Raw genomic sequence first — 25,346 nt, 5'->3', positions numbered from 1 at the left:
ACAAATGACTCGTACCCAGGTCAATGCGAAAGTGTGGATGGGCGCCGCCAAGGGCGCAATCCTGCCGCTGGCTACCCTTCTGGTCGTGATGTTCATGATGGTCCCGGTCCCGGCGATCATGCTGGACATCGGCTTCATCACCAACATCATGATTTCGCTGGCGGTGCTGATGGTCGCGCTGAACGCCGCCAAGCCGCTCGACTTCTCCAGCTTTCCCACGGTGCTGCTGTTCGCGACGCTGCTGCGTCTGGCGCTGAACGTCGCGTCGACCCGCGTGGTGCTGGTCAGCGGCCATACCGGCCATGACGCGGCCGGCCATGTGATCGAGGCGTTCGGCAACTTCCTGATCGGCGGCGACTATGTCGTCGGCATTTTCGTGTTCGCGATCCTGATGATCATCAACCTGGTGGTCATCACCAAGGGTGCGGGCCGCGTGTCGGAAGTGTCCGCCCGCTTCACCCTGGATGCGATGCCCGGCAAGCAGATGGCGATCGACGCCGACCTGAACGCCGGCCTGCTGACCCCGGAAGAAGCCAAGCTGCGCCGTCAGGAAGTGGCGACGGAAGCGGACTTCTACGGTTCGATGGACGGTGCGTCCAAATTCGTGAAGGGCGACGCGGTTGCGGGCATCCTGGTCCTGGTGATCAACATTGTCGGCGGCATCGTGCTGGGCGTGGTCAGCCACGGCCTGAGCATGAGCCAGGCGGCGCAGACCTATATATTGCTGGCCATCGGCGACGCGCTGGTGGCGCAGGTCCCCGCGCTGCTGCTGTCGATCGCCGCTGCGTCGATCGTGACCCGCGTCAATTCCGAGCATGACCTGTCGGGCCAGATTGCCACGCAGTTCGGTTCGGGCAAGGCATGGATTCCGGTTGCCGCGATCCTGGGTTTCCTGGGTATCCTGCCGGGCATGCCGCACATGATCATCCTGCCCGCCGCCGCGCTGGCCGGATATATCGCATGGCGCCTGCGCAAGTCGGCCGCCGCCAAGGCCGCCGCGCCGGTCGTGGAGGAAGCGCCCCCGGCGAACCCCGCGCATATCGAATGGTCCGACGTATCGGATGGCGCGGTGCTTGGCCTGGAGATCGGTTACGGCCTGATCGGCATGGTCGACGAGCGCAAGGGCGCGCCGCTGATGGCGCGGATCACCGGCATTCGCCGCCAGCTTTCGAAGGAACTGGGCTTCGTCGTGCCAATGGTGCGGGTGAAGGACAATCTGGCGCTGGAACCGAACTGCTATCGCATTACCATTGCCGGCGTCATCGTTGGCGAGGACGAAATCTGGCCGGAGGACCTGCTGGCGCTGGACAGTGGCGCGTTGGAGGGCGTGGTCGACGGCCGTCCGTGCAAGGATCCGACATTCGGCCTCGACGCCGTATGGATCACGCCGGACAAGCGCAGCGAGGCTGTGGTCGCGGGCTATACCGTGGTCGATCCGGCCACCGTGGTCGCCACGCACCTCAACCAGTTGATCGCCATGAACGCCAGCGAGATGTTCGGACTGGACGAGGCGCGCAAGCTGCTCGACGCATTGAAGGACGCTTCGCCGCAACTGGTCGACGGCCTGACGCCGGGCTTGCTGAGCCTTGCCCAGATTTCGGCGCTGTGCCGTTCGCTGCTGGCCGAGGGCATTGCGCTGAAGGACTTCCGCCGCATTTGCGAGGCGATGATCGACGGCGCGCGGCCGGACCAGAGCCACGAACAATTTGTCGAGGCGGTGCGCCAGCGCATCGGGTCGCTGATCATCCAGGGGCTGGTGCCCGTGAAGATGCCGTTGCCGGTCATCACGCTGGACGGCGACCTGGAAGGGTTGCTGGCGCAGGCGATGCGCGTCGCAGGAGACGCCAAGCATCCGATCGAACCGGCGCTCGCGAATCGCATCCTGGAGGCCGTCACCCAGGCCGCCCGGCCGATCATGGGCGAGGCCCGCGCCTTCGCCATCGTCACCTCGCCGCTGGCGCGCCGCGCCTTGATGCGGCTGTTCAAGCCCCATCTGCCGGAAACGCCCGTACTTTCTTTCCTGGAGATACCAGATGGTAAGCCTGTCGAGGTAGTAGCGGTTGTCGGAGGCGAGCAGAAGGCGATGCCCCGTCACGATCCGACGCCCGGCGTACGCGAGCGGGTAAGCTGAGAAGGTCTGAACGATGCATATGAGCAAGATCAGCGCCGAAGGCAGCCTTACCTATGGCAAGGGCGGGGTGCACACGCCGGAACAATTGGCGCGCAAATATATGCCGCTGGTGCGCAAGATCGCCTGGCACGTCCATGGCCGGGTATCGAGCGCCATCGAGATTGAGGACCTGCTGCAGATCGGCATGGTCGCACTGGTCGAGGCCGCGAACGGTTTCGAGGATCGCGGCTTCGGCTTTGCGACCTATGCCCAGATGCGGATTCGCGGCGCGATGATCGATCATCTGCGCCGCCATGCGACGATCTGCCGCTCCGCCATGTCGAAGCGCAAACAGCTCGCCGCCGCGCGCGACCAACTGGAACAGAGACTTGGCCGTGCGCCGCTGGAGGCCGAGCTTTCCCGGCATATGGGCATGGAACCGGCCGACTTTCGCGAGTTCGCCGACAGCGTGGAGATTGTCCAGACCACCAGCATGGATGAGGTCTATTCCGACCAGTCCATGTGGTTCGCCGATGTCGAGGACCGCGCCGACGAGGTGATGGAGCGCGAGTCGCTGAAAGCCATGCTGGCCAAATGCATCGGCGACCTTCCGCAGCGCGAGGCGATGGTGCTGCAACTCTATTTCGTCGAGGAAATGAACCTGGAGGAAATCGGCCAGACGCTGGACATAGGCGCGGCGCGGGTCTGCCAGATCAAGAAGGCTGCGCTGGACAAGCTGCGGGAATTGCTGCGCGAGTGGGCGTGAAAGTTCAGGCGCGCGAGATTTGGGTGCCCAGCCTGGCGAATTGCGGCGGTATCGCCGACCGGTTGACATGGCGTCCGAAACGATAGGTGCGGCGTGGCGCCGCGTTGGCCGTGAGTGTTTCCAGCAGCGCCTTCCATTCGGACGGAATGCGCTCCACCGGGCCGATCGCCGATAAAAGTTGCTGGCGCAGTTTGATCCACCGGTCCTGCTCGTCGATATTTTTAAACATGTGCCTGCCTTCCGAACGGTTAGACGAGCCGGACGAAGGTCGGTTCCCATGTGGGGTATAAAAGATGGGCTGGTCCCGATTTGGGACGAAAGGCGCGCTGGCCTCGCGGCGCTTGATCCGGGATCCATTGGATCAACGGCCACGAGACGGTGGCGAATAGAATTGGGAACCACTCGCGTCAGCCATCAGAATTCCCCTCACTCAAAAACAGAGGAAAGGGTTTTCAGCAGTCGTTAGCCGCCAGCGCGATCTTCGGCTCCGGCTGGACGCTCTTGCCCGCCGGGCCGTATTTCTCCTGCAGCTTCGGCTTGGCGGTTTTCCACCAGGGTTCGGGCACGATGAACAGGCCGCGCGAGGCGGCGTAGCGGCCGAGATCCTTGCGCGCGGTGATCGCGGCGAAGGCGGGGGCGAACAGCAGGCCGGCGATCACCGGCATCAGCCAGAACATCGACACGCCGCCCTGCAGCGCCAGCACCGTCAGGCCGACGCCGAGCGCGATATGATATTTGAACACCCACAGCGCCTGGATCATCGACATGCCGTCGCGGTCGCGGGTCTGGCCGTTCCATGCGGCCTTCTGGCCGAACATGATGCTGATGAGGTTGATGGTCTGCGTCAGCATGGCGACCGGGGCCATCATGATCGACAGGATGCTTTCCACCAGCACGCCCTTGATCAGCGCGCCTGCGCCGCCGAAGGATGCGCGGCGCGTGCGGTTGGCGAGCGCCCAGCCAAGCGCCAGGAATTTGGGGCCGAACAGCAGCGCGGCGGTGAGGCCGAGCAGCGCGCCGGACGGCAGCACCGTGCCCGCCTGCCACGTCCCCTGCCATTCGCCGACCAGCACGACCAGGATCAGCGCCAGCCACATGGGCGAGGTGAGATAGGCGGATGCGCCGACCAGAAGCTGGAAGCGGTTGACCGGGTGGAGACCCGCGACGCGCATCAGCAACGGCACATGCTGAATATTGCCCTGGCACCAGCGGCGGTCGCGGGTGGCGAGGTCCGGCAGGGAGGGCGGAAATTCCTCAAAGCTGTCGTCGGCCATGACCATATGCACGGCCCAGCCGCGGCGGCGGAGCAGCGCGGCCTCGACCATGTCGTGGCTCATGATGTGGCCGCCGAACGGCGCGGGTCCACGCAGCGTGGGCAGGCCGCAGCTATCGGCGAACGCCTTCACGCGGATGATGGCGTTATGGCCCCAGAAAGTGCCTTCCGACCGCGCCCACCAGATCATGCCGGCGGCGCCCATCGGGCCGTAAAGGCGGTTGGCGAACTGCTGCCAGCGCGAAAACAGCGTGGACGCGCCGACGACCGAGGGGACGGTCTGGATCAGGCCGAGGCGCGGGTGGCATTCCATATCGACGGCAAGGCGCACCATCGTCTGGCCGCCCATGACGCTGTCGGCGTCCAGCACCAGCATATAGTCGTAGCCGCCGCCGAAACGCTGGACCCACTCGGCGATATTGCCGGGCTTGCGGCCGGTGTTCACGGCGCGGCGGCGATAATAGACGTTGCGCGCGAAGGAAGGCTGCATCTGGCGATAGGCCTGTTCTTCGATCAGGCCGTTTTCCGCGTTGGAATCGCTGAGCACGAAGAAGTCGAAGCGGTCGCCGCCCATTACCTTGCCCAACGAACGCTCCATGATGGAGAGGCGGCCGAGAACGGCGAGGAAATCCTCATTACAGACCGGCAGCAGGACGGCGGTGCGGCCCTCCAGCGTGCGCGGGCGGGCGGGGCGATAGGGCTGAACCCGCTTGCCGCCGTCAAACGCCATCAGGAAGAAGCCGATCACGCTGGTCGCGCAGCCGAAGGCGATCCAGGCGAACAGGGGCACGAACAGAGCGAGATAGACGATTTCCAGAACGGAAAAGCCATCGAGGCCGATCGTGCGCTTCATCTCATGCGCGGCGAGCAGGGCCGGAAGCAGGGCGAGCGCCATGACCAGCACGCGCTTGGCGGCGGCATCGACATCGCCCCCGCGCACCGGGCGCGGCGGGACGGTCATGTCCGGCGCTTCGCGGAAATTCTGCTCCGGCATTGCGATGGTCTGTTCGGGGGGCAGGCTCTCAAACGCCTGGGGAAGATCGCTGGGCCGCCGTGGGCCGATAAACGGTCGCGCGGTGCTCGATTCGCCTTGCCACATGCCAGTGAATGCCTTTCCCTTGCAGTAACCCCGCCCGACAAGGGCGGAATCAAAACCGCTACCGCTTTTTCAGGTTCCCTGGCGCAAAAGCCATCAGGGAAGAAGCGGATAGTGGAATAATTCAGTAACCATTGCCCCGCCCTGCATGAGCGAAAGCTGAACGTCCACCGGATCGGCCCCCGCGGGATTGACGTCGAGCACCGCCCGCCACGATCCGGGGCGGCCCAATATGGGGTAGGCGGCCTTATTCAACAGGGTGCCGCCTTTCAGCTCCGCCGTTACGGAAAGGCCGGTTTTTGCGGAAAGTCCGCCGAAATCAACGACCAGGCGCATGGCGTTGGGCTGCGCGCCCTCAACATCGCTAAAGCCGCGCAGGACATTCTCCACCTTTCCGGCAGACTGTGCGGCAGGTTCGACGGACTGCCAGTCGAGACGGTAGGCCAGGTCGATCCGTTGGCCGCCGCCGACAGCTTTTGCGGGCGTCCAATAGGCGGCGACATTGTCGGTATATTCGCTGTCGGTGGGAAATTCGTACAGCCGCACCTTGCCCGCGCCCAGCGCCTTGGTCGGCGTCGCCCAGAGCGACGGGCGGCGGTGATAGAAAACGCCATCATCCTGATAATGGTCGAAATTGCGGTCGCGCTGGAGCAGGCCGAAGCCCCTGGGGCTTTTCTCCGGGAAATCGCTGGTGTGCGGCCCCTTCGGATTGGCGAGGGCGCGGAAATGCGACGTTCCCGTTGCAGACCGGACGAGCAGGCCGTCGGAATCGTGGATTTCCGGCCGCCAGTCGGTCGCCAGTTTCCGGTGCGCCTGATCGTACCAGAACATGCTGGTCATCGGCATCAGGCCAAGTTCGGCGATGGGGCGGCGGGTGAACAGCGCCGCCTCTATATTCTGGTGCACCCCCTCCTCGTCGATGCCATTGCCGAAGCGATAGGCCCCGGTAACGCTCGCGCCGTCGAGCAGGGCGTAGACAGTGACCGCATCCGCGCCGGTGCGCTCGAGCCAGAAGGTGGTGAAGCGCGGAAACTCCTCCTTGCTGCTGGTGTCGATGGCGATGGCGCGGGCGGAGAGGCCATATTGCTTCTCCGCGCCCGCCGCCCGGAAATAGCTGGCCCCCATGAACACCAGCCAGTCCGCATCGCGCGCCGCGTTCATGAAGCGGAAGCCGGCAAACCCGGCGTCGGGGCCAAGCTGCGCGACCGGGTTGTCCGGCGTCATGTCGAACATGGTGGGGTCGTAGCGCAGCGGTGTCGACCGCCCATTCTCAACGATATTGATCGCGACCGGCTGGCCCGCCGTATTGCTCAAGGGAAAGAAACGGACGCCGGTGGCGTCGGCCTGATCGTTCCAGAGCGTCCGTTCGGGCCGGAACTGCGCCTTGTGCAGGGCGTCATAGCCGATCTTCGCGGCGGCGGCGTTATGCGGGGTTTCGGCATAGGGCGTTCGCGACAATGCCTGCGCCTGCGCGACCAGGGCTTTCCATGAGAAAGGCGTGGAAGCTGTGCCGGAACTCGCGCTGTCCTGGGCATGGAGCTGGCCAGGCATAAGCATCGCGGCGCTAGAAAGCGCGATCATGTCGCGCCGGGTGAGGTCGGTCATCATTCCATGATGGACCGCCCCGCGCCATTTTCAAGTCCTGTGGGGGACTGGTGCGGCAGTCGTACAGCTATTCCGTTCGGGCTGAGCTTGTCCTGCTGGGTTGAAAGGCTGCGTGCTCCTGCTTCCGCAGGAGCACGCCTGTTGCGGGGCGAGAGCACATCTTTGCCCAAAAACAGTTGAAGCCCCCGTCCGGGGGGACGGGGGCTTCTGTCTGGCCCGTTAATCGAAAGGAGGACCCCCGGCACGGTGGGGACTGTTAATGCGCCGGGGGTCTCATGGGCGGCTGATGGTGGACCAATACCTCAGCCGCTCATGTTCTTATGCCTTAGCGGATCAGGCTGAGGACGTTCTGCTGAGACTGGTTGGCCTGCGCCAGCATCGCGGTCGAGGCCTGGGCCAGGATTTGCTGCTTGGCGAGGGCGGTCGTCTCGGCCGAGAAGTCGGCGTCTTCGATCCGCGAGCGGGCTTCCGTCAGGTTGGTCATCGTGGTCGTCAGCGTGCTGACGGTCGTCTCCAGGCGGCTCTGGATACCGCCAAGGGTCGCTCGACCCTGGGAAACCGTATCAAGCGCCGTGCTGAGGGCGGCCAGCGAGCTGGAAGCGCCCGTCTGGGTGGAGAGGTCGATCGAGTCGAGGCCCAGCGAGGTCAGGCTGACCGCGTTGATTTCGACCGCAACCGTCTCAGAAGCCTTCGTGCCGGTCTGGATGTTCAGCGAAAGGCCGGTGGCGCCGCTGGTCAGAGTGGCCGAACCGCTCATCAGCGAGATGCCGTTGAAGGTCGTGCGGCCAGCGATATCGCTGATCTGACCCAGGAGCTGCGAAACTTCCGCCTGGATGCCGTCACGGTCGCTGTCGCTGACGGTGCCGTTCGAAGCCTGGACGGCCAGTTCGCGGACACGCTGCACAATGTTGGTGACTTCGCCCAGAGCGCCTTCAGCAACCTGCGCCAGCGAGATGCCGTCGTTGGCGTTGCGGGTCGCAGCGGCCATGCCACGGATTTCGGCGGTCATCTTGGTGGAGATGGCGAGGCCGGCGGCGTCGTCCTTGGCGCTGTTGATGCGCTTGCCGGTCGACAGGCGTTCGATCGAGGTAGAAAGGCTGCGATTTGCGGACTGCGATGCGTTTGCAGAGCGAAGGGCAGCGACGTTGGTTCCGATAACAGTCATGGGGTGTTCCTTTCCCGCTTAAAACTTCAGGTCGCCCGCTTTAAGTCAGCGTCACTGCGGCCTCGAATGGAGATAACGGCGGGGCGAAACGATCTTTAAATCGGCCGCGAATTTTTTTGTCTCTCACGTGCGCGTACGCGCGCGGGATTCTTTCGTTAACTGCGTTGTGAGGGAAAAAGCCCGATTTTCCTGAACAGCGGATCGGGGCAGCGCTTTGCCGCATGCGGAAATTAATTGCCGGTCCGGCGGCAATCCTTTCCGCGCGTTAACCACATGATAATCGTTTCCGGGCAGATTAACCCCATCGAAAGGCGCGAAGGAAAGTACGGGGGTACCGGACTTCGCAACATAGCGGGGACCGTTCATGTCAATGCTGGACATGAGCCTGAGCGTCTGCAGGCTCGTTCCGAGCCTGAAGCTCTGGCTCGAAAACGCTCTGATCGAGGTTGGAACGGTCGACGCCGCTTCGCCGCGCGAAAAGGGCGACATCCGCATCCTGCTGATGACCGAGATCGCGCACGCCACGCATCGCGACATATTGATCGACTATCGCGACGGCGCGCCGAGCTATCATGCGGCGGCCAACGGCTTTCCCGCGCGGATCGCCTTCGGCATCGACGATGCGGGCCTGGGCATGGCGCTGGTCACGGAACTGGTGCGCCCGGCCGGCATGCCCGCCGTTGGCGACGAAGCCAGCGCGAAGCTGATGCGCCTGGCCACCCGGATCGCCAAGAGCGACGCGACCGCTCTGATTCAGGGCGACACCGGCACCGGCAAGGAGGGCATGGCCCGCTTCCTGCACGCGCAGAGCAACCGCGCCGAGAAGGATTTCATCGCCGTCAACTGCGCCGCGCTGCCCGAAACCATGATGGAAGCGATGCTGTTCGGCCACCGCAAGGGCAGCTTCACCGGCGCGGCCGCGGCGTCGGACGGCCTGTTCCTGGCCGCCGATGGCGGCACGCTGTTCCTGGACGAGATCGCCGAGCTGCCGCTGGCCCTGCAGGCCAAGCTGCTCCGCGCGCTGCAGGAAGGCGAAATCCTTCCCGTCGGCGCGACCCATCCGGTGCCCGTCAATGTCCGCGTCATCGCCGCCTGCAACCGCGACCTGGCCGCCGAGTGCGAAATGGGCCGGTTCCGCAGCGACCTTTACTGGCGTCTCAATGTGATGCCGCTGGAACTGCGTCCGCTGGCCGAGCGCCGCCGCGACATTTCCGCCATTTCCGCCAATCTGCTGCTGCGCCATTTCGCGCAGATGGGTACGCAGGACGCCTTCCCCTGGCCGACGGCCGAGGCGATGGACCGGCTGACCGCGCATAGCTGGCCGGGCAACGCCCGCGAGCTGGGCAATGTGCTGCAGCGCGCGATGGTGCTGCGCGAGGGCGCCCGCATCGACACCGGCGACCTGAACATTGCTGGTCCCGTCACCACCACAATGGCCCCGGCAAGCAATGACAGCGCGCCGGTCCGCCTGGCGGACGTCGCCCGCATGTCGAAGATCGACGCCATCCGCCACGCCCTGCGCGAAACCGACGGGCACAAGGCGATGGCCGCGCGGAAACTGGGAATTTCGGAACGCACCCTGCGCTATCGGCTCGCCGAAATGCGCGAACTTGCCGCCGCCTGAGGGGGTCTAGGTCATGACGAGCATATCCAGCACTGACAGCGTGATGGCGATCCGCAACGCCATCCTGCAGAAGAATGCGGCCCTGCGCGACGTCGCCTCGACCGGCGCGCCCGGCGCAGCCGATGTCGGCGGCGCGGCGGGCGGCACGAAGGCGGGCGACTTCACCTCCGCGCTCAAATCCGCGCTGACGCAGGTCAACGGTCTTCAGGCGAACGCCAATGAAGCCGCCACCGCCTTTGAGCGTGGCGAAACCACAGACATCGCCTCGGTGATGCTGGCCAAGCAGCAGGCCTCGATCGGGTTCGAAGCGACCCTTCAGGTCAGAAACAAACTCCTGTCCGCCTACAAGGACATCATGAGCATGCCGGTATAATCGATGAGCGACAATAACCTCACCCTCGACAATAGCGGCGGCGCTGCCGTCTCCGGCGGTCTCCCCGCGCTCGGCTCCGGCCGGGGCGGGATTGATGGCGTAAAGGACCGCATCAGCGGCTTCTTCCGCCAGCCCGCGATCACCCGCAGCCTGCCGATGCTCGGCCTGCTCGGGGTTGTCGCCGCGGCCGGCCTCGCCTGGATGGCCCTGCGCGAACCGCCGCAGCGCGACCTGTTCCGCGGTCTGCCCGATGGCGATCAGGCGGCCGTGGCCGAGGTGCTCGACAAGAACGCCATCGCCTATAATTTCGGCAACTCCGGCGCGATCACCGTGTCGGAGGACGATTATTTCAAGGCGAAGATGATGCTCGCCAGCCAGGGCCTGCCCAAGAGCGCGCCGGACGGCAACAGCATGATCGACAGCCTGCCGATGGGCGCAAGCCGCGCCGTCGAAGGCGAAAAGCTGCGTTCGGCCCGCGAAATGGACCTGGCCCGCACGATCGAGGCGATTGACTCGGTCGAGAGCGCCCGCGTCCATCTGGCCGTCGAAGCGCCCAGCATCTTCCTGCGCGACCGCACCAAGCCCTCCGCCTCCGTCATGCTGCGTCTGGCCAACGGCCGCAGCCTGTCCGATGCGCAGGTGCAGGCCATCGTGCATCTGGTCGCCTCATCCGTGCCGGAACTGTCGCCCGACCAGATTTCGGTCGTCGACCAGAATGGCAATCTGCTGTCGAACAACAACAGCGACGCCGCCTCCGACCGCCAGATCGCGGTGCAGGCGCAGGTCGAGGATCGCTATCGCCGCGCCGTCGTCGCGCTGCTGACGCCGATCCTGGGCGCTGACAAATTTTCGACCGAAGTGCATGCGGACATGAACTTCGCCGAGCGTCAGGCGACCCGCGAAACCTATCCGCAGGACGAATCCCGTCTGCGCAGCGAACAGGGAAGCTGGTCCGCCGATCCCAAGGCGGCGGGCGGCGAAGCCGGAGGCATTCCGGGCGCGCTGTCCAATCAGGCCCCGCCGCCGCCGATCGCGCAGGCCAACAACCCCAATCCGGCCGCCGCGCCCGGCGCGACGCCTGCCGCCACGGCAGCCGCCGGAACGGAGGCCACGGGTCCGGCGAACAAGACCGAGGAAAGCTATAGCCGCAATTATGATCTGGGCCGCGAGGTTTCCGTCACCAAGGATGCGGTCGGCACCGTCAAGCGCCTGTCGGTCGCCGTGGCGCTGGACACCGATGCCGCCGGCAAACCGCGCTCGGCGCAGGAAATCGCCGCTCTCGAAGCGCTGGTGAAGGGCGCGGTCGGCTTCGACCAGAGCCGTGGCGACACGGTGGCCCTGTCCTCACGCGGCTTTGCCAAGGTCGCCGACGTAACGACGCCCTGGTATGAGGCGAGCTGGGTATCCATGCTGGTCCGCAACCTGTCCGCGCTGGCCGTGGTGCTGGTCCTGCTGCTCGGCATCGGCCGCCCGCTGCTGAAGCGCCGCGCCGCCGCCAAGGAAGCATCGGCGGCCGATACCGCCGTGCAGGGGCAGAAGATCGGCCGCGAAATCGCCACTGAACTGACCCGCGCGGCACAGGCCGATCCGGCCCGCCCGGTGACGCTCGACATGATCTCGGCGACGCCGGACTATGCCTCGCGCGCCAGCCTGATCAAGAATTTCGTCAAGCAGGACCCCGACCGGGCTGCCCTGGTCGTCCGTGACCTCCTGAAAGAAGGGAAGAAGCAGGATGCTTGAGGGTCCGGTCCAGGACGGCAATCCGCTGCAAGGTAGCGCTGCGGCCGCCGTCCTCCTGATGCTGTTCGACGAGGATGAGGCCGCGCAGATACTCGCGCGGCTGGAACCGGAAGAAGTGCGCCAGCTCGGCTACGCCATGTATGATGTCGCCGATGTCGAGGTGGAGGAGGTCAACCAGGCCCTCGACCGCTTCGTGACCAAGGCGAAGCGCCGCACCACCATCGGCTATGGCGCGACCCAGCATATCCGGGGCGCGATGCACAAGGCGCTTGGTCCTGAACGGGCCGACAATATGCTGGCGCGGATCACCCCGCCGACCCAGTCCACCAAGCTGGAAATGCTGAAGTGGATGGAGGCGAAGGAGATCGCGGCGCTGATCGATTGCGAGCATCCGCAGGTGATGGCGCTGGTCCTGGCCCATCTGGAGGCGCCGGTCGCCGCCGATGTGCTGCAGCTTCTGCCCGCGGAGCATCAGGAAGAAGTGGTGTATCGCATCGCGACGCTCGGCCCGGTGGGCAGCGAGGCGCTGGACGAGCTGGAGGTCCTCCTCTCGCGCGGCGGCGCGGTCAAGTCGCAGGGCACGCAGTCGCAGCGCGGCGGCACGACCGAAGCGGCGGCGATCATGAACAATGTCCGCAAGGAGAATGAGCAGCGCATTATCAAGGCGCTGGCCAAGCGGGACAAGAATATCGCGCAGTCGATCGAGGAGGAGATGTTCGTCTTCGACAACCTGATCGACATGGACGACAAGAATATGGGCGCGCTGATGCGCGGCGTGGACAACGAAGTGCTGGTCGTCGCGCTGAAGGGCGCGAACGAACTGCTCAAGGGCAAGATCTTCAACGCCATGTCCAGCCGTGCGGCGCAGTCCATCGCCGACGAGATGGAGGAGCGCGGGCCGATCCGCCTGGCCGAGGTCATCGAGGCGCAGAAGGCGATCGTCGCCACCGCGCGCCGCATGGCCGACGCCGGTACGCTGATGCTGGGCGGCAAGGGGAACGATTTTGTCTAACCTCTGGGCCGCCAACAGCGCGGGACAGGATATCCAGCAGGTCGGGATCAGCGGCTATGCCGCCGCGGGCAACCGGGGCAGCTTCCGCGCGCTGTTCGCCGATGGACAGGCCATGTCCGTCCGCCAGCCCGCCAATCAGGATGCGGCCAATGCCGTCGATCCGGTCGATCAGGCGCATGCCGACGGCTTCGCCATGGGTTTCGAGGAAGGCAGCCGGATAGCGGCGGAGGCCGCGGCCGACGACCGCGAGGCGCAGATGCGCCTGGCCGACGCGCTGGAGCAGCTTGCCCCGGCGCAGAGCGGCACGCTGGCGACGATGCTGTCCGCCACGGTCGTCCGGCTGGTCGAACAGATTGTCGGGCAGGTGGCGATAGACGAGGATCTGCTGCGCCAGCGCTGCGAGGCGGTTGCCGCCTTCATCGACGAGAATGACGCGAAAAATGCGCTGCATGTGAACCCGGTCGACGTGCCCTTCCTGCAGAATGCCGACATCGCCGTGCCGGTGGTGCCCGATCCGCAGATGCGGCGGGGCTGCGTGCGGCTGGATACGGTCGACGGCTGGATCGAGGACGGCCCGGACGTGCGCCTGTCCCGCCTGAAAGCCATGCTGGACGATATGGAGGGCAAGCTGTGATCCGCGCCGCCCTGACCCAGGCCGAAAATCTGTTCGATCATATCGGCATCCAGAACAACACGCCGCGCCATGTCGGGCGTCTGGTCAGCCATGATGCGGGCATGATGGAAGTCACCGGCTTCACCCGGCCGATCGGCGCGGGGGCGAAGGTGATCGCGGCCGACGGCACGCTGGCGCGGGCCGAGGTGGTGGGCTTTCGCGGCAACCGCACGCTGCTGGTGCCGCTCGACACCGATGCGCCGCTGGAAAAGGGCGCGCGCGTCGAGCCGGACAGCGCCGCCAATATGGTGCAGGTCGGCGAAGGGCTGATCGGCCGGGTCATCGATGCGATGGGCCAGCCGCTGGACCGCAAGGGGCCGGTGATCGCCGGCGGCATCTGGCCGCTCAATGGCGTGCGCGGCAATGTGCTGGACCGGGGCCGGGTGACCGAGCCGTTCGATCTGGGCGTGCGCGCGGTCAATGCGCTGCTGACCGCCGGATGCGGCCAGCGCATCGCCATCATCGCGGGGTCGGGCGTCGGCAAGTCGGTGCTGATGGGCCAGATGATCGCGGGCGCGGAGGCGGATATCGTGGTCGCGGGCCTGATCGGCGAGCGCGGGCGCGAAGTCAGCGACTTCCTTGAGACAAAGCTTTCGGGCGGGATGATGGCCAAGAGCGTCGTCGTCGCCGTCCCCGCCGATCACCCCCCGGTGCTGCGCCTGCGCGCCGCCGCGCGGGCGACGGCCATCGCCGAATATTTCCGGGCGCAGGGCAAGAAGGTCCTGCTGCTGATCGACAGCCTGACCCGTTGCGCCCATGCGCAGCGCGAGATCGGCCTGGCGCTGGGCGAGCCGCCGGCGATGAAGGGCTATCCCCCTTCCGCCCTGGCGCTGATCCCCAAGCTGGTCGAGCGCGCGGGCGTGGACAGCCGCTCAGGCGGGTCGATCACGGCGCTTTATACCGTGCTGGCCGATGGCGACGATACGGACGATCCCATCGTCGATGCCGCGCGCGCGATCGTCGACGGGCATTTCGTGCTGTCTCGGCACCTGTCCGAACAGGCGATCTTCCCCGCCATCGATATCGGCAAGTCGCTCTCGCGCGTGATGGCCGATGTGGTGGATGACGAGCATCTGGCGACGGCCGCAGCCTATCGCCGCCTCTGGGCCGCCTATGAGGAGAATAAGGACCTGATCCTGATGGGCGCATACCGTCCCGGCAACGATCCGGTCATCGACGAGGCCGTCAGCCGCAGGCAGGACCTGCTGGAATTTCTGCGGCAGGACCAGCGCGGGCGGGTTGACCTCAACACGTCCATCGCCGCCCTTGTTTCCGAGTTCGGCGCATGAAGGGCCTGCTCGACCGCCGCCACCGCGTCGTGCGCGTCCGCCATGTGCAGCACGCCATGGCCGTTGCCGAGACCGTGCGCGCGCAGGACGAGGCGAACGCCATCGCCAACAATGCCGCGCGCCTCAGCCGGGTGCGCGCCGACCTGTTCCAGAGCGAGAATCTGGCGACCGGCGCGTCCTTCGCCGCCTATCGCGAGCTGGCCGGACGGCTGGAGCAGGCGGGCAGGCAGCTCGACGGCGCGCTCTATGATGCGAACCGCAAGGTCGAGGACCGGCAGGGCAAGCGCATCGAGGCGAACCGCGAGCGCGAGATCGCCCAGAAATTGAAGGACCGCGCCCGTGCGGCCCTGGACGAACAGTTCGAGATGCGCCTGCAGGCGCTGCCTCGCTACCGCCGCACACAGATGAGAGAAGAAGGATGAGCATGAACGTCCTGACGAACCTGATGGCATTGCTGACGCCGAAAACGGCGAAGGATGCAGCGCAGACCCAAGCCGCCAGTCAGGCCGCGGGGGCCGCAGACTTCGCCGCGCTGATGGAGACGCCAGCCCCCGGAGCCGCCGGTGCGGCCATGCCGGGCGCGCCCGTTGCTTTGCCGGTCGTCGGCGATGGCGCGGCCGATCCAGCGCAGGACGCCGCTGCTGCCGGGGCGCTGCCCCTGCCGCATCAGACCGCAGCGGCGCTGGCGCAGCAGATCGCCCTGCCGGTTGCGGGCGCAAAGGCGATACGGAATGCGACGGTATCGGCGGGCGCCGAACCGGCCGGCGGCAAGGCGCTGCCGGTGGTCGATCATGACCCGGCCGAGGGCGGTGAAAGCCAGTCCGAAAGCATGGGTGAAAGCGATGCTGAACGCGACGGTGTATCCGCGATTGCGTTGGCCATCCCGGCGGCCGATGGGCAGGCCGCGGTTGCGATGAGCGGGGCGGCCGCGCCGGTGGCCTCTCCAACGCCTGCGCCGCTTCCCAAGCAGGGGCAGGGCGGCGCATCGGTTGACGGCGTCGCAACGGTCGGCGGGGGCCGCAACGGCGCGAAAAATGGTTCGGTAAATATAGCAGATATCAAATCGGATAGCGGAACCACTGCGGATAATCGCGCGGCAGCGGGCGTTTCCGGGGCATTCGACCAATTTGGCGCCCAATCGGGCGTTCAGCCGGGCGCGCCCCTGTCCGGCGCTCTGTCCGGCGTTCCCTCTGGCGCGGCCGCGCTTGCTGCAGCCGGTGCGGGCGCGGCTGGGCAGTCCGCCGGTCCGAAGGGCGCGCCTTCTGGACGCGACAGGGTGGCGACGGATGCATCCGGGGCCGCCGCAACGGCCAGCCCCTTGCCTAGCCCGGCCGCGCAAAGCGCCGCCGCCCAGATGTCCACCGTTGCCGGGACAACCCCGCCCGCCGCGATGCCTTTGCGCCTTGCGGGCAGGGCGTCGGTTACGGCGGCGCGCGCGGAGGCTCCCGACATGCCGGTGGCGACGCCCGCCGCCTCAGCGCAGCCCGGCGACGCCGCCGCGGCGATACCCCAGGCCATAGTGCAGGCGGCTGGCGGACACCCCGCCACCGTCGTCGCGCAGGCCGCCGCCAAGGATGCTCCGGCAGCGGCGCTGCCCGCCATGGAGACGGACGCGCCGGCGATTGGCGAGGCGACGGCGCTGCTGCGCATGGCCGCCGCCGCTCCGGCGGAAAAGCGCGGCGCGACGCCGGGCGTTCCGGCCTATGACGCGCCCAAGGGGTCGGCGAAGGCGGAAGCCGCGCCGCACGCCGCAGAGGTCCGCCCGGCCGAACAGGCCGCCAGCGCCGACCGGCCGGTTCCTACGGTCCATGCGATGCAAGCCTCTCTGGCGAGCGCCTTTCCAACCGTGACTGCCGGGACGCAGCCAGTGACGGACCTGTCCGCCACGCTGGGCCAGCAGGTGATCGACATGAGTTCCGGCGGTCAGTGGATCGACGGGCTGGCGAAGGAGATTGCGACGTTGGCGTCGGGCACGGGCCAGGGCAGTTTCCGCCTGTCGCCCGAACATCTGGGACCGATGCGGGTCGACATCCGCCATGGCGATCTGGGCGCTGAAATCAGCCTGACCGTGCAGACGGCGGCCGCCGAGAGCGCGTTGCGGCAGGACAGCGACAGGCTGAAGGCCGATGCGCAACTGTCCGCCGTGCGCGTGCATGAGGTGCGGGTGGAGCGCGTGCATAATGTCGCCGAAACCGCGCGCAGCGACGGGGCCGGTAACCAGAATGGCGGCAATAATAATGGCGGCGCATCCTCCTGGAATCAGGGCGGGACGCAGGCCGCATTTTCCCAGTCGCAGGGCCAGTCGAACGGTTCTTCCCAGGCCAATGCGCAGGGGCAGGGCAATGGACAGCAGGGGGGGCGTAAAGTTTCGGGCGGCGATGCCGTTCTTAACCATGCCGGACCGTCGGACCAGCGCGGAGATGACGCGCAGGACGGAGTACGGCGCGCGCGTTACGCCTGATCCAAGAGGGACTAGACGATGAGTGAAGAAGCCGCACCGGCGCCCGCAAAGAAGGGCAAAGGCAAGAAGATCATCATGCTTGCGGCCCTGGTGGTCGTGATCGGCGGCGCAGGCGCTGCCGGTGGCCTGTATGCGGCGGGCGCGTTCAGCGCGCACGAAACCGGTCCCAAAGAAGATTTCAACAAGCCGCAACTGGTGCTGGCGGGCGAAAATCCCGAAGAAATCGGCAACAGCTTTGCCGCCAAGGCGAAGGCCGCGCATGAGGAAGGCGCGCCCGAAGGTCCCGGCCACAAGCCCGGCAAGGGCATCGACCTGCCCGCCCCCAGAGACCCGTCAAAATATCAGGCGACCTATTTCCAGGTGCAGGCCCCCTTCACGTCGAACATGGTCGACACGGACAGTTTCGCGCAGATCTCCATCGCGGTCGCGACCTATTATGACAACCGCGTGATCCAGGCGATGACCACCCATGAGATGGCGATTCGGTCGGCGATTCTGATGATGCTGGCGCAGCAGGGCGCGACGCAGCTCAGCACGCCGGAGGGCAAACAGGCGCTGCAGGCCAGACTTAAGTCGACAATTAACGGCGTTTTGAAGCAAAAGACCGGCTACGGCGGCATTGATAACGTTTATTTTACCAATTTCGTTATTCAATAGGGGGTCCGCCGCCGGGTCAGTCCCTTGGTATCGGACAGGGGACTGACTGTAATGGACGACGTTCAACCATTTGCTTTTGGCCGCGGCGAGGCGCAGCCTCCCGTGATGCTGTCGGGTCTGGACCGGCTGGGCGACAAGCTCGGCCGGGGTCTGCGCGACATCATAGAGCCGATGGCGGCGTGCAAGCCGGCCGTCACGTCCGCTCCCGTCGAACTGGTGAACTATGGCGACTGGGCCGTGAAGGTGCAGCCGCTGGCCAGCATCGGCGTCTATCGCCTGCTGCCGCTGAAGGGGAACACGCTGCTCCATATGGATGCGCGGCTGATCTCCACGCTGGTCGACCGCTTTTATGGCGGGGCCGGCAATCGCCCGGCGCCCTCCCGCCCCGAATTCACGCCCACCGAAGAACGGCTGATCATGCGCCTGTCCGAAGGGTTCATGACGGCGCTGGTGGCCTGCTGGTCCGACACGCTGACGCTGGAGGCCGTGCAGATCGCGCGGGAATCCGGTCTGGGCTTCGCGTCGGGCATCCAGCCGGGCGACCAGATGGTGCTGCAGCGTTTCACCATTGACCTGACCGCCAATGAGAAATTCCCGGTGGAACTGCTGTTCCCGCTGGCCGCGCTGCGCGCGATCGAGCCGCTGATGGGCGCGCCGAAGGTCCATGACGAAAGCAGCGAGATCGACCCGGTGTGGCAGGCGCGGATCGAGCGCCAGATGGCGAACATCCGCCTGCCCGCCCGTACGGTGCTGGCGCGGCCGGACCTGTCGCTGTCCGAACTGATGGGATTGCAGCCGGGCGACATCATCCCCGTGCATATCAACCGCAGCCTGCCGCTGATCGTGGGCGACCGCATCGTCGCCCATGGCAGCATCGGCGAGCAGGACGGGCGGGCCGCCTTCATGATCGAAAAACTGAATTAACGCGAAAGACCGGGACCAGAAGCAATGAGTGATATGAGCGAAGCGCCGAAGATTGAGGGCCGGGTGGGCGAAGGGATCGGCCGCATGGCCGCCAACCGCCATTTCCGCACCCTGTCCGACATACCGGTGCGCCTGACCGTAGAGGTCGGTTCGACCAGCCTGAAACTGGCCGAGGTGATGGACCTGGCCGAAGGCAGCGTGGTGGAACTGGACCGTCAGGCGGACGAACTGCTTGACATCATGGTTAACGGAGCCTTGATCGCCAAGGGCGAGGTGGTGACCGTCAACGGGCGCTACGGCATCCGCGTGGTCGAGGTGGCGAACACCGAAGCCCGCATGGCCGGAGTGGAACGGCGCGGCTGACACCCTCTTGATCACGGCTTCGGCCGGTTGAAAGGCACGGGTAGATGTTCTGGTATTTCGTGAAGCTGATTATCCTGCTGCCGCTGGTCGGCGGCATGGCCTTCGCCGCGCTGTGGCTGTGGCGCAAATATCAGCCCGGCATGATCGGCGGACAGGGCGACCGCATCCTGAAAATCGTGGAAGCGTTGCCGCTGGGCACGTTCGGCAAGCTCGCCGTCGTGGAATTTGAGGGCAAGCGCCTGCTGATCTCCGTTACGCGCGGCAAGATCGAGAAAATCGCCGAGAGCGACGCGAAGGAAAGCTTCGCCAGGAGCATCGAGCGTGTTCGGTGACGTCCCGGCCTCATTTTTACCGTCACCCATGCGCGGGCTGTGCTTAGGCATGACACCGTCCGTTCGCCCTGAGCCTGTCGAAGGGCTGCACTTCACTTCAAGAACAGGGCAGGGCTTCGACAAGCTCAGCCCGAACGGGTGTAGGTCGGCCCTAGCAGGGGTGACGAGGTTTGTGTGCGTCGCGCTGGCGGTCCTTATCGCCTTCGCCTTCGCCCATCCCGCTTTTGCGCAGGCCGCGCCTGCCGCGCCGGGGGCGGGCAATACGTCCGGCGCGCTGACCCGCGCGCTGGGTCAGGTTTCCGGCGACGGCCGTTCGCTCTCGCTCTCGCTGCAAATCCTCATCCTGATGAGCCTGCTGACGGTGCTGCCGTCGCTCGTTCTGATGATGACCAGCTTCACCCGCATCATCATCGTCCTGTCGCTGCTGCGCCAGGCGCTGGGCCTGCAACAGACGCCGCCGAACCAGGTGCTTGTGGGCCTCGCGCTGTTCCTGTCGCTGTTCGTGATGCGGCCGGCGATCGACCAGATCAACGCGCAGGCGTTCGACCCCTATGGCAATGGCCAGATCTCCATCGAGGAGGCGGTGGGCCGCGCGGGCAAGGTGCTGCACGGCTTCATGAGCAAGCAGACGCGCCAGAATGACCTGAAGATGTTCGCGGGGCTGGCCGAGGCGCCAGCCTTCCGCAGCCCGGCCGATGTGCCCTTCACCATCCTGCTGCCCGCCTTCGTCACCAGCGAACTCAAGACCGCGTTCCAGATCGGCTTCATGATATTCCTGCCGTTCCTGATCATCGACCTTGTGGTTGCATCGACATTGATGGCGCTGGGCATGATGATGCTGTCGCCGACGATCATATCCATGCCGTTCAAGCTATTGCTGTTCGTGCTGGTCGACGGATGGGCGCTGACGATGGGGTCCCTCGCCAGTTCGTTCGCGACATGACGGACCATTTTTGCCCCCTTCCGTTCGTGTCGAGCGTAGTCGAGACACGTTGCGCGCGGTGTCTCGACTACGCTCGACACGAACGGGTGCGAGAGTTCTAGGCGATGGAGAATAGCGATTTCTTCATGGGGCTGGCGCAGCAGGCGCTGTGGGTGACGGCGCTGGCGACGGCGCCGGTCCTGCTTCCGGCGCTGGTCGCGGGCCTGTTGCTGGGCATGATCCAGGCGGCGACGTCGATCAACGAGGCGACGCTGAGCTTCGTGCCGAAGCTGATCATCGTCGGCGGCATGCTGGCGCTGTTCGGCGGATCGATCATGATCCTGATCGCCGACTTCACCCGCGAGATATTCGCCCGCATCCCCGATCTGCTCAGATGATCGCGCGCCTTTCATGATCGCTCCGGGTTTCGTCGGCGTCGAAGCGCAACTGTGGGTCCTGCTGATCGCGATGATCCGGCCGGGCGCGGCGTTTCTGGCCGCGCCGATCTTCGGCGCGCCGACGGTGCCGGTGCAGTTAAGGCTGATCCTGGCGCTGGCGCTGGGCGTCGCCGCGCTCAACAGCGTGAAGATCGTCCTGCCGCCCGATGGCATCGCCAGCTTTCAGGGCATCATGCTGGTCATGGGCGAGGTGCTGTGCGGCCTCGCCATGGGGTTCGCACTGCAGATCGGCTATGCCGCCGCCTTTGTTGCGGGCGAGACGGTGGGCAACACCATGGGCCTGGGCTTCGCCGCGATGGTCGATCCGCAGTCGGGCCAGTCGACGCAGGCGGTGGGGCAGTTCCTGTCGATCCTCGCCACCTTCCTACTGCTCGGTATGGACGGGCATCTGCTGCTCGTCGGGTTCGTCGTCAAAAGCTATCAGGCGCTGCCGCCCGGCGCGGCGATGCTGTCCAATGACGCGGTGTGGAACCTCGTTCAGTTCGGCGGCACGCTGCTGGGCGCGGGGCTGACAATTGCGCTGCCGGTGGGGTTCGCGCTGGTGCTGGTGCAACTTGTCATGGGCATGCTGGCGCGGTCCGCGCCGTCGCTCAACCTGTTCGCGGTCGGCATGCCGGTCGCGTTGCTCGCCGGGATCATCCTGCTCGCCATCGCCGCGCCGGTGATGGGCGAGGGCATCGCCAATTCGCTGAGGGCCGGCCTTGAGGCCGCCGAAGCCATAGCGTCGGGGAACTGACCGATGGCGGGCAATCAGAGCGGTGGCGAAAAGACCGAGAAACCGACAGCCAAGCGGCTTTCCGAAGCCGCGAAGAATGGCGATCTCCTCCAGTCCCGCGATCTGGCCACCGCACTGGTGGTGATGGCGGGCGCGGCGTGGCTGGCGATTGCCGGGCCGTCGCTGTTCGACGCCATCGCTCATATGCTGACGCAGGGGCTGCGGTTCGACCATCGCGACGTTGTGGATTTCTCGCCCTCGGCCCGCTTCTACACCTTGCTTGGCGTCGTGGCGCTGCCAGTGGGCGGCATATTGCTGGCGACGGTTGCCGCGGCGATTGCGGGGCCTGCGCTGCTGGGGTCGCTGGGATTCCGGCCCAATGCTTTTTCGGTGAAGCCGTCCAAGCTCAACCCCCTGACCGGCGTGAAGCGCATCTTCGGCCTCCAGGGGCTGATCGAGCTGGCCAAGTCGATCGCCAAGGTGACTCTGCTGGGCGCGGTCGGCTTCTGGCTGGTGTGGGACCGGCTGACGGCGATTATCGGCATGGGTCGCAACGGGCTGGAGCCGGCCATCGCGGAAGTCGGCAGCCTGTTCATCCTGGCCTGCGTCGCAATGGCGGGCGCGCTGTTTGTGATCGCGGGCATCGACGTGCCCTCGCAGATCATGCAGCGGAACAAGCGCCTCTATATGACCAAGCAGGAAGTGCGCGACGAGCATAAGGAGCAGGAAGGATCGCCGGAGGTCAAAGGACAGATTCGCCGCCGCCAGTTGGAGGTGATGAACAATTCGACCCGCAAGGCCGTGGCCGACGCGAGCGTCATCATCACCAACCCGACCCATTTCGCTGTCGCCCTGCGCTATCATCCCGGCAAGGACGCAGCGCCGGTCGTCGTCGCGCGCGGCCGCGACCTGATCGCCGCCGCCATCCGCGACGTCGCCAACGAGAAATCGGTGCCGGTGCTGCAATATCCCGAACTGGCCCGCGCCATCTACTTCACGTCGCGCGCCGGGCAGATCGTCGACGAGGCGCTTTATATGGCCGTCGCCACCGTGCTGGCCTTCGTTTTCCGCGTCGAGAACAAGATGGCGACCGAAATGGATCGCCCCTTCATTACCGTGCCGGACGCGATGCGGTTCGACGCGGACGGAAAGAAAATGGCGGAATAATTTTGTCCGTTCAGACAAGTCCGTCTGGTTGCAGAAAATTAATCCTTGTCTGTCAGATACTTCGCAGGCAGACGTGGACCAGAAAAAAATTGCGTTGGTGAATTAAAGATTAGGCGCATTCGTCCGTAATATATTCATGGGGACGCATTTAGGTTTGTGCGTCATGAACGAGTATCAGTCACGCAGCGAGATAGCGCCCGTCGACCGCGTTACGCGGAAGGTGGCGGCTGTTCCCAGCGTGCCCGCCGCGACTCCGGTCAATGCGGACACTCAGGCGGCGGTATCCCAGGCTCCGGCAGCGCCAACGCCGGCCGACAATGCGGTCAACCTGGCCGCGGGCAGCGAGGAGCAGCTTGCCAGCGCAGCGGAATATGCGCGCGTTCACGCCAGCATCGCAGATATCCTCGCTGGGCTTCGCGCCGGGCAGTCCAGCAACACCCAGACCAATGACGAAGCGGAATCGGCGATCACCGCGCTGTTGCCGCAGCCCGTGATCATCGTGCCCCTTCCGCCCGCCAGCAAGGAAATGGTGGAGCGCGCCGTGATGCTCGCCAAGGCGATGGCCGATCAGGCGCAGGTGACGCGCAGCGCGCAGGCGCATCTGAAGCCCGGCACGGTAGACCAGATCCTCGCCACCGCAGCCTGATTGCCGGCCGGTATTCGCCGCCATCCAGAGAGGATGGGCGCGCCCGTTTCCGTGAAGCGTTTCGTTAAGCATAATCGGCTATCCGCGTAGCAGATTATTATCGGCTGGCGCTAAATCCACCCGCGCGCCTGCCGTTCTATCCCCTTGAAAGGGAACGCACATGACGTCCATTGGCAGCAGCATTTCGGCATCGCTTGGTATCGGCTCCGGCATCGACACCTCCGCGCTCGTCAAAAATCTGGTTGCAGCGGTGCGCGAACCCAAGGAAACGGTGATCACCGGCCGCCAGACGACCAATAATGCGCGCGTTTCCGCACTGGCCTCGGCCTCCAGTTCGCTCGACACCTTTTCCAACGCGCTGACCAGCCTGCTGTCCGGCACCGGCTTTTCCGGCACGCCGACATCCAACGACCCGACAATCGTGAACGTCGCGGCCCTGCCCGGCGGGACGCCCAAGGGCCTGCCCGCGCAGATCGAGGTCAAGCAGCTCGCCTTTGCGCAGACGCTGGAATCGACGGCGCTGGCCAGCAAGACCACGGCGGTTGGCCTTGGCACGCTGACGCTGACCACGGCGTCGGGCAGCTCGACGATCACCATCGACAGCACCAACAACACGCTGGAGGGCCTTGCCGCCGCGATCAACGGCAAGAATGCGGGCGTCACCGCAACCGTCGTGACAGACAATCAGGGCGCGCGCCTGGTCATGAAGGGCGAGACGGGCGAGGCGAACGCCTTCACCCTGACCGCCGGAACGGCCGACGCCGACCTGCAGCGCTTCACCTTCACCGGCACCAACACGCCCGGCAGCCTGCAGAAGAAGCAGAGCGCGCAGGACAGCATCATCGCGATCGACAATGTGGAGATGCACAACAGCACCAACACCATCGACACCGCGCTTCCCTATGTCCGCATCGACCTGAATAAAGCGGCGCCGGGCACGGTGGTCACGCTGGCCAGCAATGAGCCGACATCGACGATGCGGGATCTGGTGGTCGAATTTGTCGATGCCTATAACACGCTGCGCAAGGCGCTGAACTCCGTATCGGCCACCGGCACGGACGCCTCCACCGCAGGCGCACTGGCGGGCGACGCGGGCATTCGCGACATGAAAACGCAGCTTGCCCGGCTGTCCTCCACCAACCTGATCGATTCTGGCCCGGTGCGCACCCTCGCGGACTTGGGCATAAGCACCAATCGCGACGGCACGCTGGCGCTCGACACAACCAAGCTGGACGCGGCGATCGCCGCCAATCCGGCCGCGGTGACGCAGATGCTCAATCCGTCGGTCGCATCCGACACCAATCCCGGCCTGGCAGGCGCGATGAAGAAGGTGCGGGATTCGATCCAGGGCGAAGGCGGCGCGCTTGCCGCATCCCAGCGCAAATACAAGGCGCTGCAGACGGAACTGACCGACCAGCTTGAGAAGCTGGACAAGGATATGACTGACTATCAGGAGCGCATGACCACCATCTACGCAAAGATGGAAGCGCAACTGACCGCGATGAAGGCCACGCAATCCTATCTGGAGCAGCAGGTCGCGGTCTGGACCAACAGCAACTCATAACGACGCATAAGGGACGATGACGACGATGTTCTATGGACAGGGCTATGCAGGATCGGCAACGCGGCGCTATGCGGCTGTGCATGCCGGCAGCCGCATCGAGGGCGCATCGCCCCATGCGCTGGTCAAGATCCTGTTCGACGAGCTGATGTTCGCCATGGACGCCGCCGTCGTCGCCGACCGGCAGGGCGACAGCGCGAAATCCGCCGAGAAAAGCGCGCGTGCGCTCACCATCCTGCACGCGCTGGAGTCCAGCCTGGATTTCGACCAGGGCGGCGAGATCGCCGTTGGGCTGGCGCACATCTATCGCGAGGCGCGCCGCCTGCTCATCGCCGGTTCGCAGGAGGAAGTGACCCGCGCCCGCGGCATGATCGCGGAGATCGCCGAAGCCTGGGCGCAGATCGCCTGACGCTG

25 protein-coding genes are annotated in these 25,346 nt (G+C 65.6%); 21 read left to right on the top strand and 4 right to left on the bottom strand.

The features are described 5' to 3' along the window. The first annotated feature begins 4 nt into the window (after nucleotides 1-4). The gene (gene flhA / locus KFK14_RS23345) at nucleotides 5-2,131 is read left to right on the top strand and encodes a flagellar biosynthesis protein FlhA (RefSeq protein ID WP_212609333.1); all 2,127 of its coding nucleotides are present in this window, start codon (nucleotides 5-7) and stop codon (nucleotides 2,129-2,131) included. Nucleotides 2,132-2,150: 19 nt separating this feature from the next. Then, the gene (locus KFK14_RS23340) at nucleotides 2,151-2,876 is read left to right on the top strand and encodes a sigma-70 family RNA polymerase sigma factor (RefSeq protein WP_425516642.1); all 726 of its coding nucleotides are present in this window, start codon (nucleotides 2,151-2,153) and stop codon (nucleotides 2,874-2,876) included. 4 nt (nucleotides 2,877-2,880) lie between these two features. On the opposite strand, the gene KFK14_RS23335 is transcribed toward KFK14_RS23340, so the two are convergent. The 4 genes from KFK14_RS23335 to KFK14_RS23320 form a co-directional block, all read right to left on the bottom strand. Beyond that, nucleotides 2,881-3,105 (bottom strand): hypothetical protein, encoded by a 225-nt coding sequence (locus KFK14_RS23335; protein ID WP_212609332.1) that lies wholly within the window; start codon nucleotides 3,103-3,105, stop codon nucleotides 2,881-2,883. Nucleotides 3,106-3,328: 223 nt separating this feature from the next. Further along, a complete protein-coding gene (gene mdoH, locus KFK14_RS23330; protein ID WP_212609331.1) occupies nucleotides 3,329-5,248 on the bottom strand; it encodes a glucans biosynthesis glucosyltransferase MdoH in 1,920 nt (639 codons plus the stop codon). A 93-nt stretch (nucleotides 5,249-5,341) separates the two neighbouring features. Further along, nucleotides 5,342-6,850: an OpgD/OpgG family glucan biosynthesis protein gene (locus tag KFK14_RS23325; protein ID WP_212611278.1), complete on the bottom strand. Its 1,509-nt coding sequence runs from the start codon at nucleotides 6,848-6,850 to the stop codon at nucleotides 5,342-5,344. Between the two features lie 325 nt (nucleotides 6,851-7,175). Continuing rightward, nucleotides 7,176-8,015 carry a flagellin N-terminal helical domain-containing protein gene (locus KFK14_RS23320; protein ID WP_212609330.1) on the bottom strand — a complete coding sequence of 280 codons (840 nt, stop codon included), beginning with the start codon at nucleotides 8,013-8,015 and terminating at the stop codon, nucleotides 7,176-7,178. A gap of 364 nt (nucleotides 8,016-8,379) precedes the next feature. Here KFK14_RS23320 and KFK14_RS23315 point away from each other — a divergent pair, with 364 nt between their 5' ends. From KFK14_RS23315 to KFK14_RS23225, 19 genes are all read left to right on the top strand, one after another. Then, on the top strand, nucleotides 8,380-9,639 hold the full coding sequence (locus KFK14_RS23315) for a sigma-54 interaction domain-containing protein (protein WP_212609329.1): 1,260 nt from the start codon (nucleotides 8,380-8,382) through the stop codon (nucleotides 9,637-9,639). 13 nt (nucleotides 9,640-9,652) lie between these two features. Beyond that, on the top strand, nucleotides 9,653-10,012 hold the full coding sequence (gene fliE / locus KFK14_RS23310; protein WP_070156386.1) for a flagellar hook-basal body complex protein FliE: 360 nt from the start codon (nucleotides 9,653-9,655) through the stop codon (nucleotides 10,010-10,012). A gap of 3 nt (nucleotides 10,013-10,015) precedes the next feature. Beyond that, a complete protein-coding gene (gene fliF / locus KFK14_RS23305; RefSeq protein WP_212609328.1) occupies nucleotides 10,016-11,752 on the top strand; it encodes a flagellar basal-body MS-ring/collar protein FliF in 1,737 nt (578 codons plus the stop codon). Continuing rightward, entirely contained in the window at nucleotides 11,745-12,764 is a 1,020-nt protein-coding gene (gene fliG / locus KFK14_RS23300; RefSeq protein WP_070156388.1) for a flagellar motor switch protein FliG, read from the top strand. Before fliF ends, fliG begins: the two co-directional genes overlap by 8 nt. Beyond that, nucleotides 12,757-13,398 (top strand): FliH/SctL family protein, encoded by a 642-nt coding sequence (locus KFK14_RS23295; protein WP_070156389.1) that lies wholly within the window; start codon nucleotides 12,757-12,759, stop codon nucleotides 13,396-13,398. Before fliG ends, KFK14_RS23295 begins: the two co-directional genes overlap by 8 nt. Then, nucleotides 13,395-14,726, top strand: coding sequence for a FliI/YscN family ATPase (locus KFK14_RS23290; protein WP_070156390.1), 1,332 nt, complete (start codon nucleotides 13,395-13,397; stop codon nucleotides 14,724-14,726). Before KFK14_RS23295 ends, KFK14_RS23290 begins: the two co-directional genes overlap by 4 nt. Further along, nucleotides 14,723-15,148: a flagellar FliJ family protein gene (locus KFK14_RS23285; RefSeq protein ID WP_070156391.1), complete on the top strand. Its 426-nt coding sequence runs from the start codon at nucleotides 14,723-14,725 to the stop codon at nucleotides 15,146-15,148. The genes KFK14_RS23290 and KFK14_RS23285 overlap by 4 nt, the downstream gene beginning before the upstream one ends. Then, complete coding sequence (locus KFK14_RS23280; RefSeq protein WP_212609327.1) at nucleotides 15,145-17,187, top strand: flagellar hook-length control protein FliK; 2,043 nt, start codon at nucleotides 15,145-15,147, stop codon at nucleotides 17,185-17,187. The genes KFK14_RS23285 and KFK14_RS23280 overlap by 4 nt, the downstream gene beginning before the upstream one ends. An 18-nt stretch (nucleotides 17,188-17,205) precedes the next feature. Continuing rightward, nucleotides 17,206-17,844 carry a flagellar basal body-associated FliL family protein gene (locus KFK14_RS23275; RefSeq protein WP_212609326.1) on the top strand — a complete coding sequence of 213 codons (639 nt, stop codon included), beginning with the start codon at nucleotides 17,206-17,208 and terminating at the stop codon, nucleotides 17,842-17,844. 51 nt (nucleotides 17,845-17,895) lie between these two features. Then, nucleotides 17,896-18,768 (top strand): flagellar motor switch protein FliM, encoded by an 873-nt coding sequence (locus KFK14_RS23270; RefSeq protein WP_212609325.1) that lies wholly within the window; start codon nucleotides 17,896-17,898, stop codon nucleotides 18,766-18,768. A gap of 24 nt (nucleotides 18,769-18,792) precedes the next feature. Continuing rightward, on the top strand, nucleotides 18,793-19,131 hold the full coding sequence (gene fliN, locus KFK14_RS23265; RefSeq protein WP_070157850.1) for a flagellar motor switch protein FliN: 339 nt from the start codon (nucleotides 18,793-18,795) through the stop codon (nucleotides 19,129-19,131). Between the two features lie 44 nt (nucleotides 19,132-19,175). Continuing rightward, nucleotides 19,176-19,463: a FliO/MopB family protein gene (locus KFK14_RS23260; RefSeq protein WP_070157849.1), complete on the top strand. Its 288-nt coding sequence runs from the start codon at nucleotides 19,176-19,178 to the stop codon at nucleotides 19,461-19,463. A 49-nt stretch (nucleotides 19,464-19,512) separates the two neighbouring features. Then, a complete protein-coding gene (fliP, locus tag KFK14_RS23255; protein ID WP_425516641.1) occupies nucleotides 19,513-20,406 on the top strand; it encodes a flagellar type III secretion system pore protein FliP in 894 nt (297 codons plus the stop codon). A gap of 104 nt (nucleotides 20,407-20,510) precedes the next feature. Then, complete coding sequence (fliQ, locus tag KFK14_RS23250) at nucleotides 20,511-20,783, top strand: flagellar biosynthesis protein FliQ (RefSeq protein ID WP_212609323.1); 273 nt, start codon at nucleotides 20,511-20,513, stop codon at nucleotides 20,781-20,783. Nucleotides 20,784-20,796: 13 nt separating this feature from the next. Beyond that, nucleotides 20,797-21,579 carry a flagellar biosynthetic protein FliR gene (gene fliR, locus KFK14_RS23245; protein WP_212609322.1) on the top strand — a complete coding sequence of 261 codons (783 nt, stop codon included), beginning with the start codon at nucleotides 20,797-20,799 and terminating at the stop codon, nucleotides 21,577-21,579. A 3-nt stretch (nucleotides 21,580-21,582) separates the two neighbouring features. After that, nucleotides 21,583-22,725 (top strand): EscU/YscU/HrcU family type III secretion system export apparatus switch protein, encoded by a 1,143-nt coding sequence (locus KFK14_RS23240; RefSeq protein ID WP_212609321.1) that lies wholly within the window; start codon nucleotides 21,583-21,585, stop codon nucleotides 22,723-22,725. 163 nt (nucleotides 22,726-22,888) lie between these two features. Beyond that, nucleotides 22,889-23,371, top strand: coding sequence for a hypothetical protein (locus KFK14_RS23235; protein ID WP_212609320.1), 483 nt, complete (start codon nucleotides 22,889-22,891; stop codon nucleotides 23,369-23,371). Nucleotides 23,372-23,531: 160 nt separating this feature from the next. After that, the gene (gene fliD / locus KFK14_RS23230; RefSeq protein ID WP_212609319.1) at nucleotides 23,532-24,935 is read left to right on the top strand and encodes a flagellar filament capping protein FliD; all 1,404 of its coding nucleotides are present in this window, start codon (nucleotides 23,532-23,534) and stop codon (nucleotides 24,933-24,935) included. A gap of 25 nt (nucleotides 24,936-24,960) precedes the next feature. Further along, the gene (locus KFK14_RS23225) at nucleotides 24,961-25,341 is read left to right on the top strand and encodes a flagellar export chaperone FliS (RefSeq protein ID WP_212611277.1); all 381 of its coding nucleotides are present in this window, start codon (nucleotides 24,961-24,963) and stop codon (nucleotides 25,339-25,341) included. Nucleotides 25,342-25,346 lie beyond the last annotated feature (5 nt).

Source organism: Sphingobium phenoxybenzoativorans (genome assembly GCF_018286635.1).
In the GTDB taxonomy this organism is placed as follows: domain Bacteria; phylum Pseudomonadota; class Alphaproteobacteria; order Sphingomonadales; family Sphingomonadaceae; genus Sphingobium; species Sphingobium phenoxybenzoativorans.
Note: the sequence above shows the minus strand (reverse complement) of the source record. Positions and strands in the feature narration are given on the sequence as shown.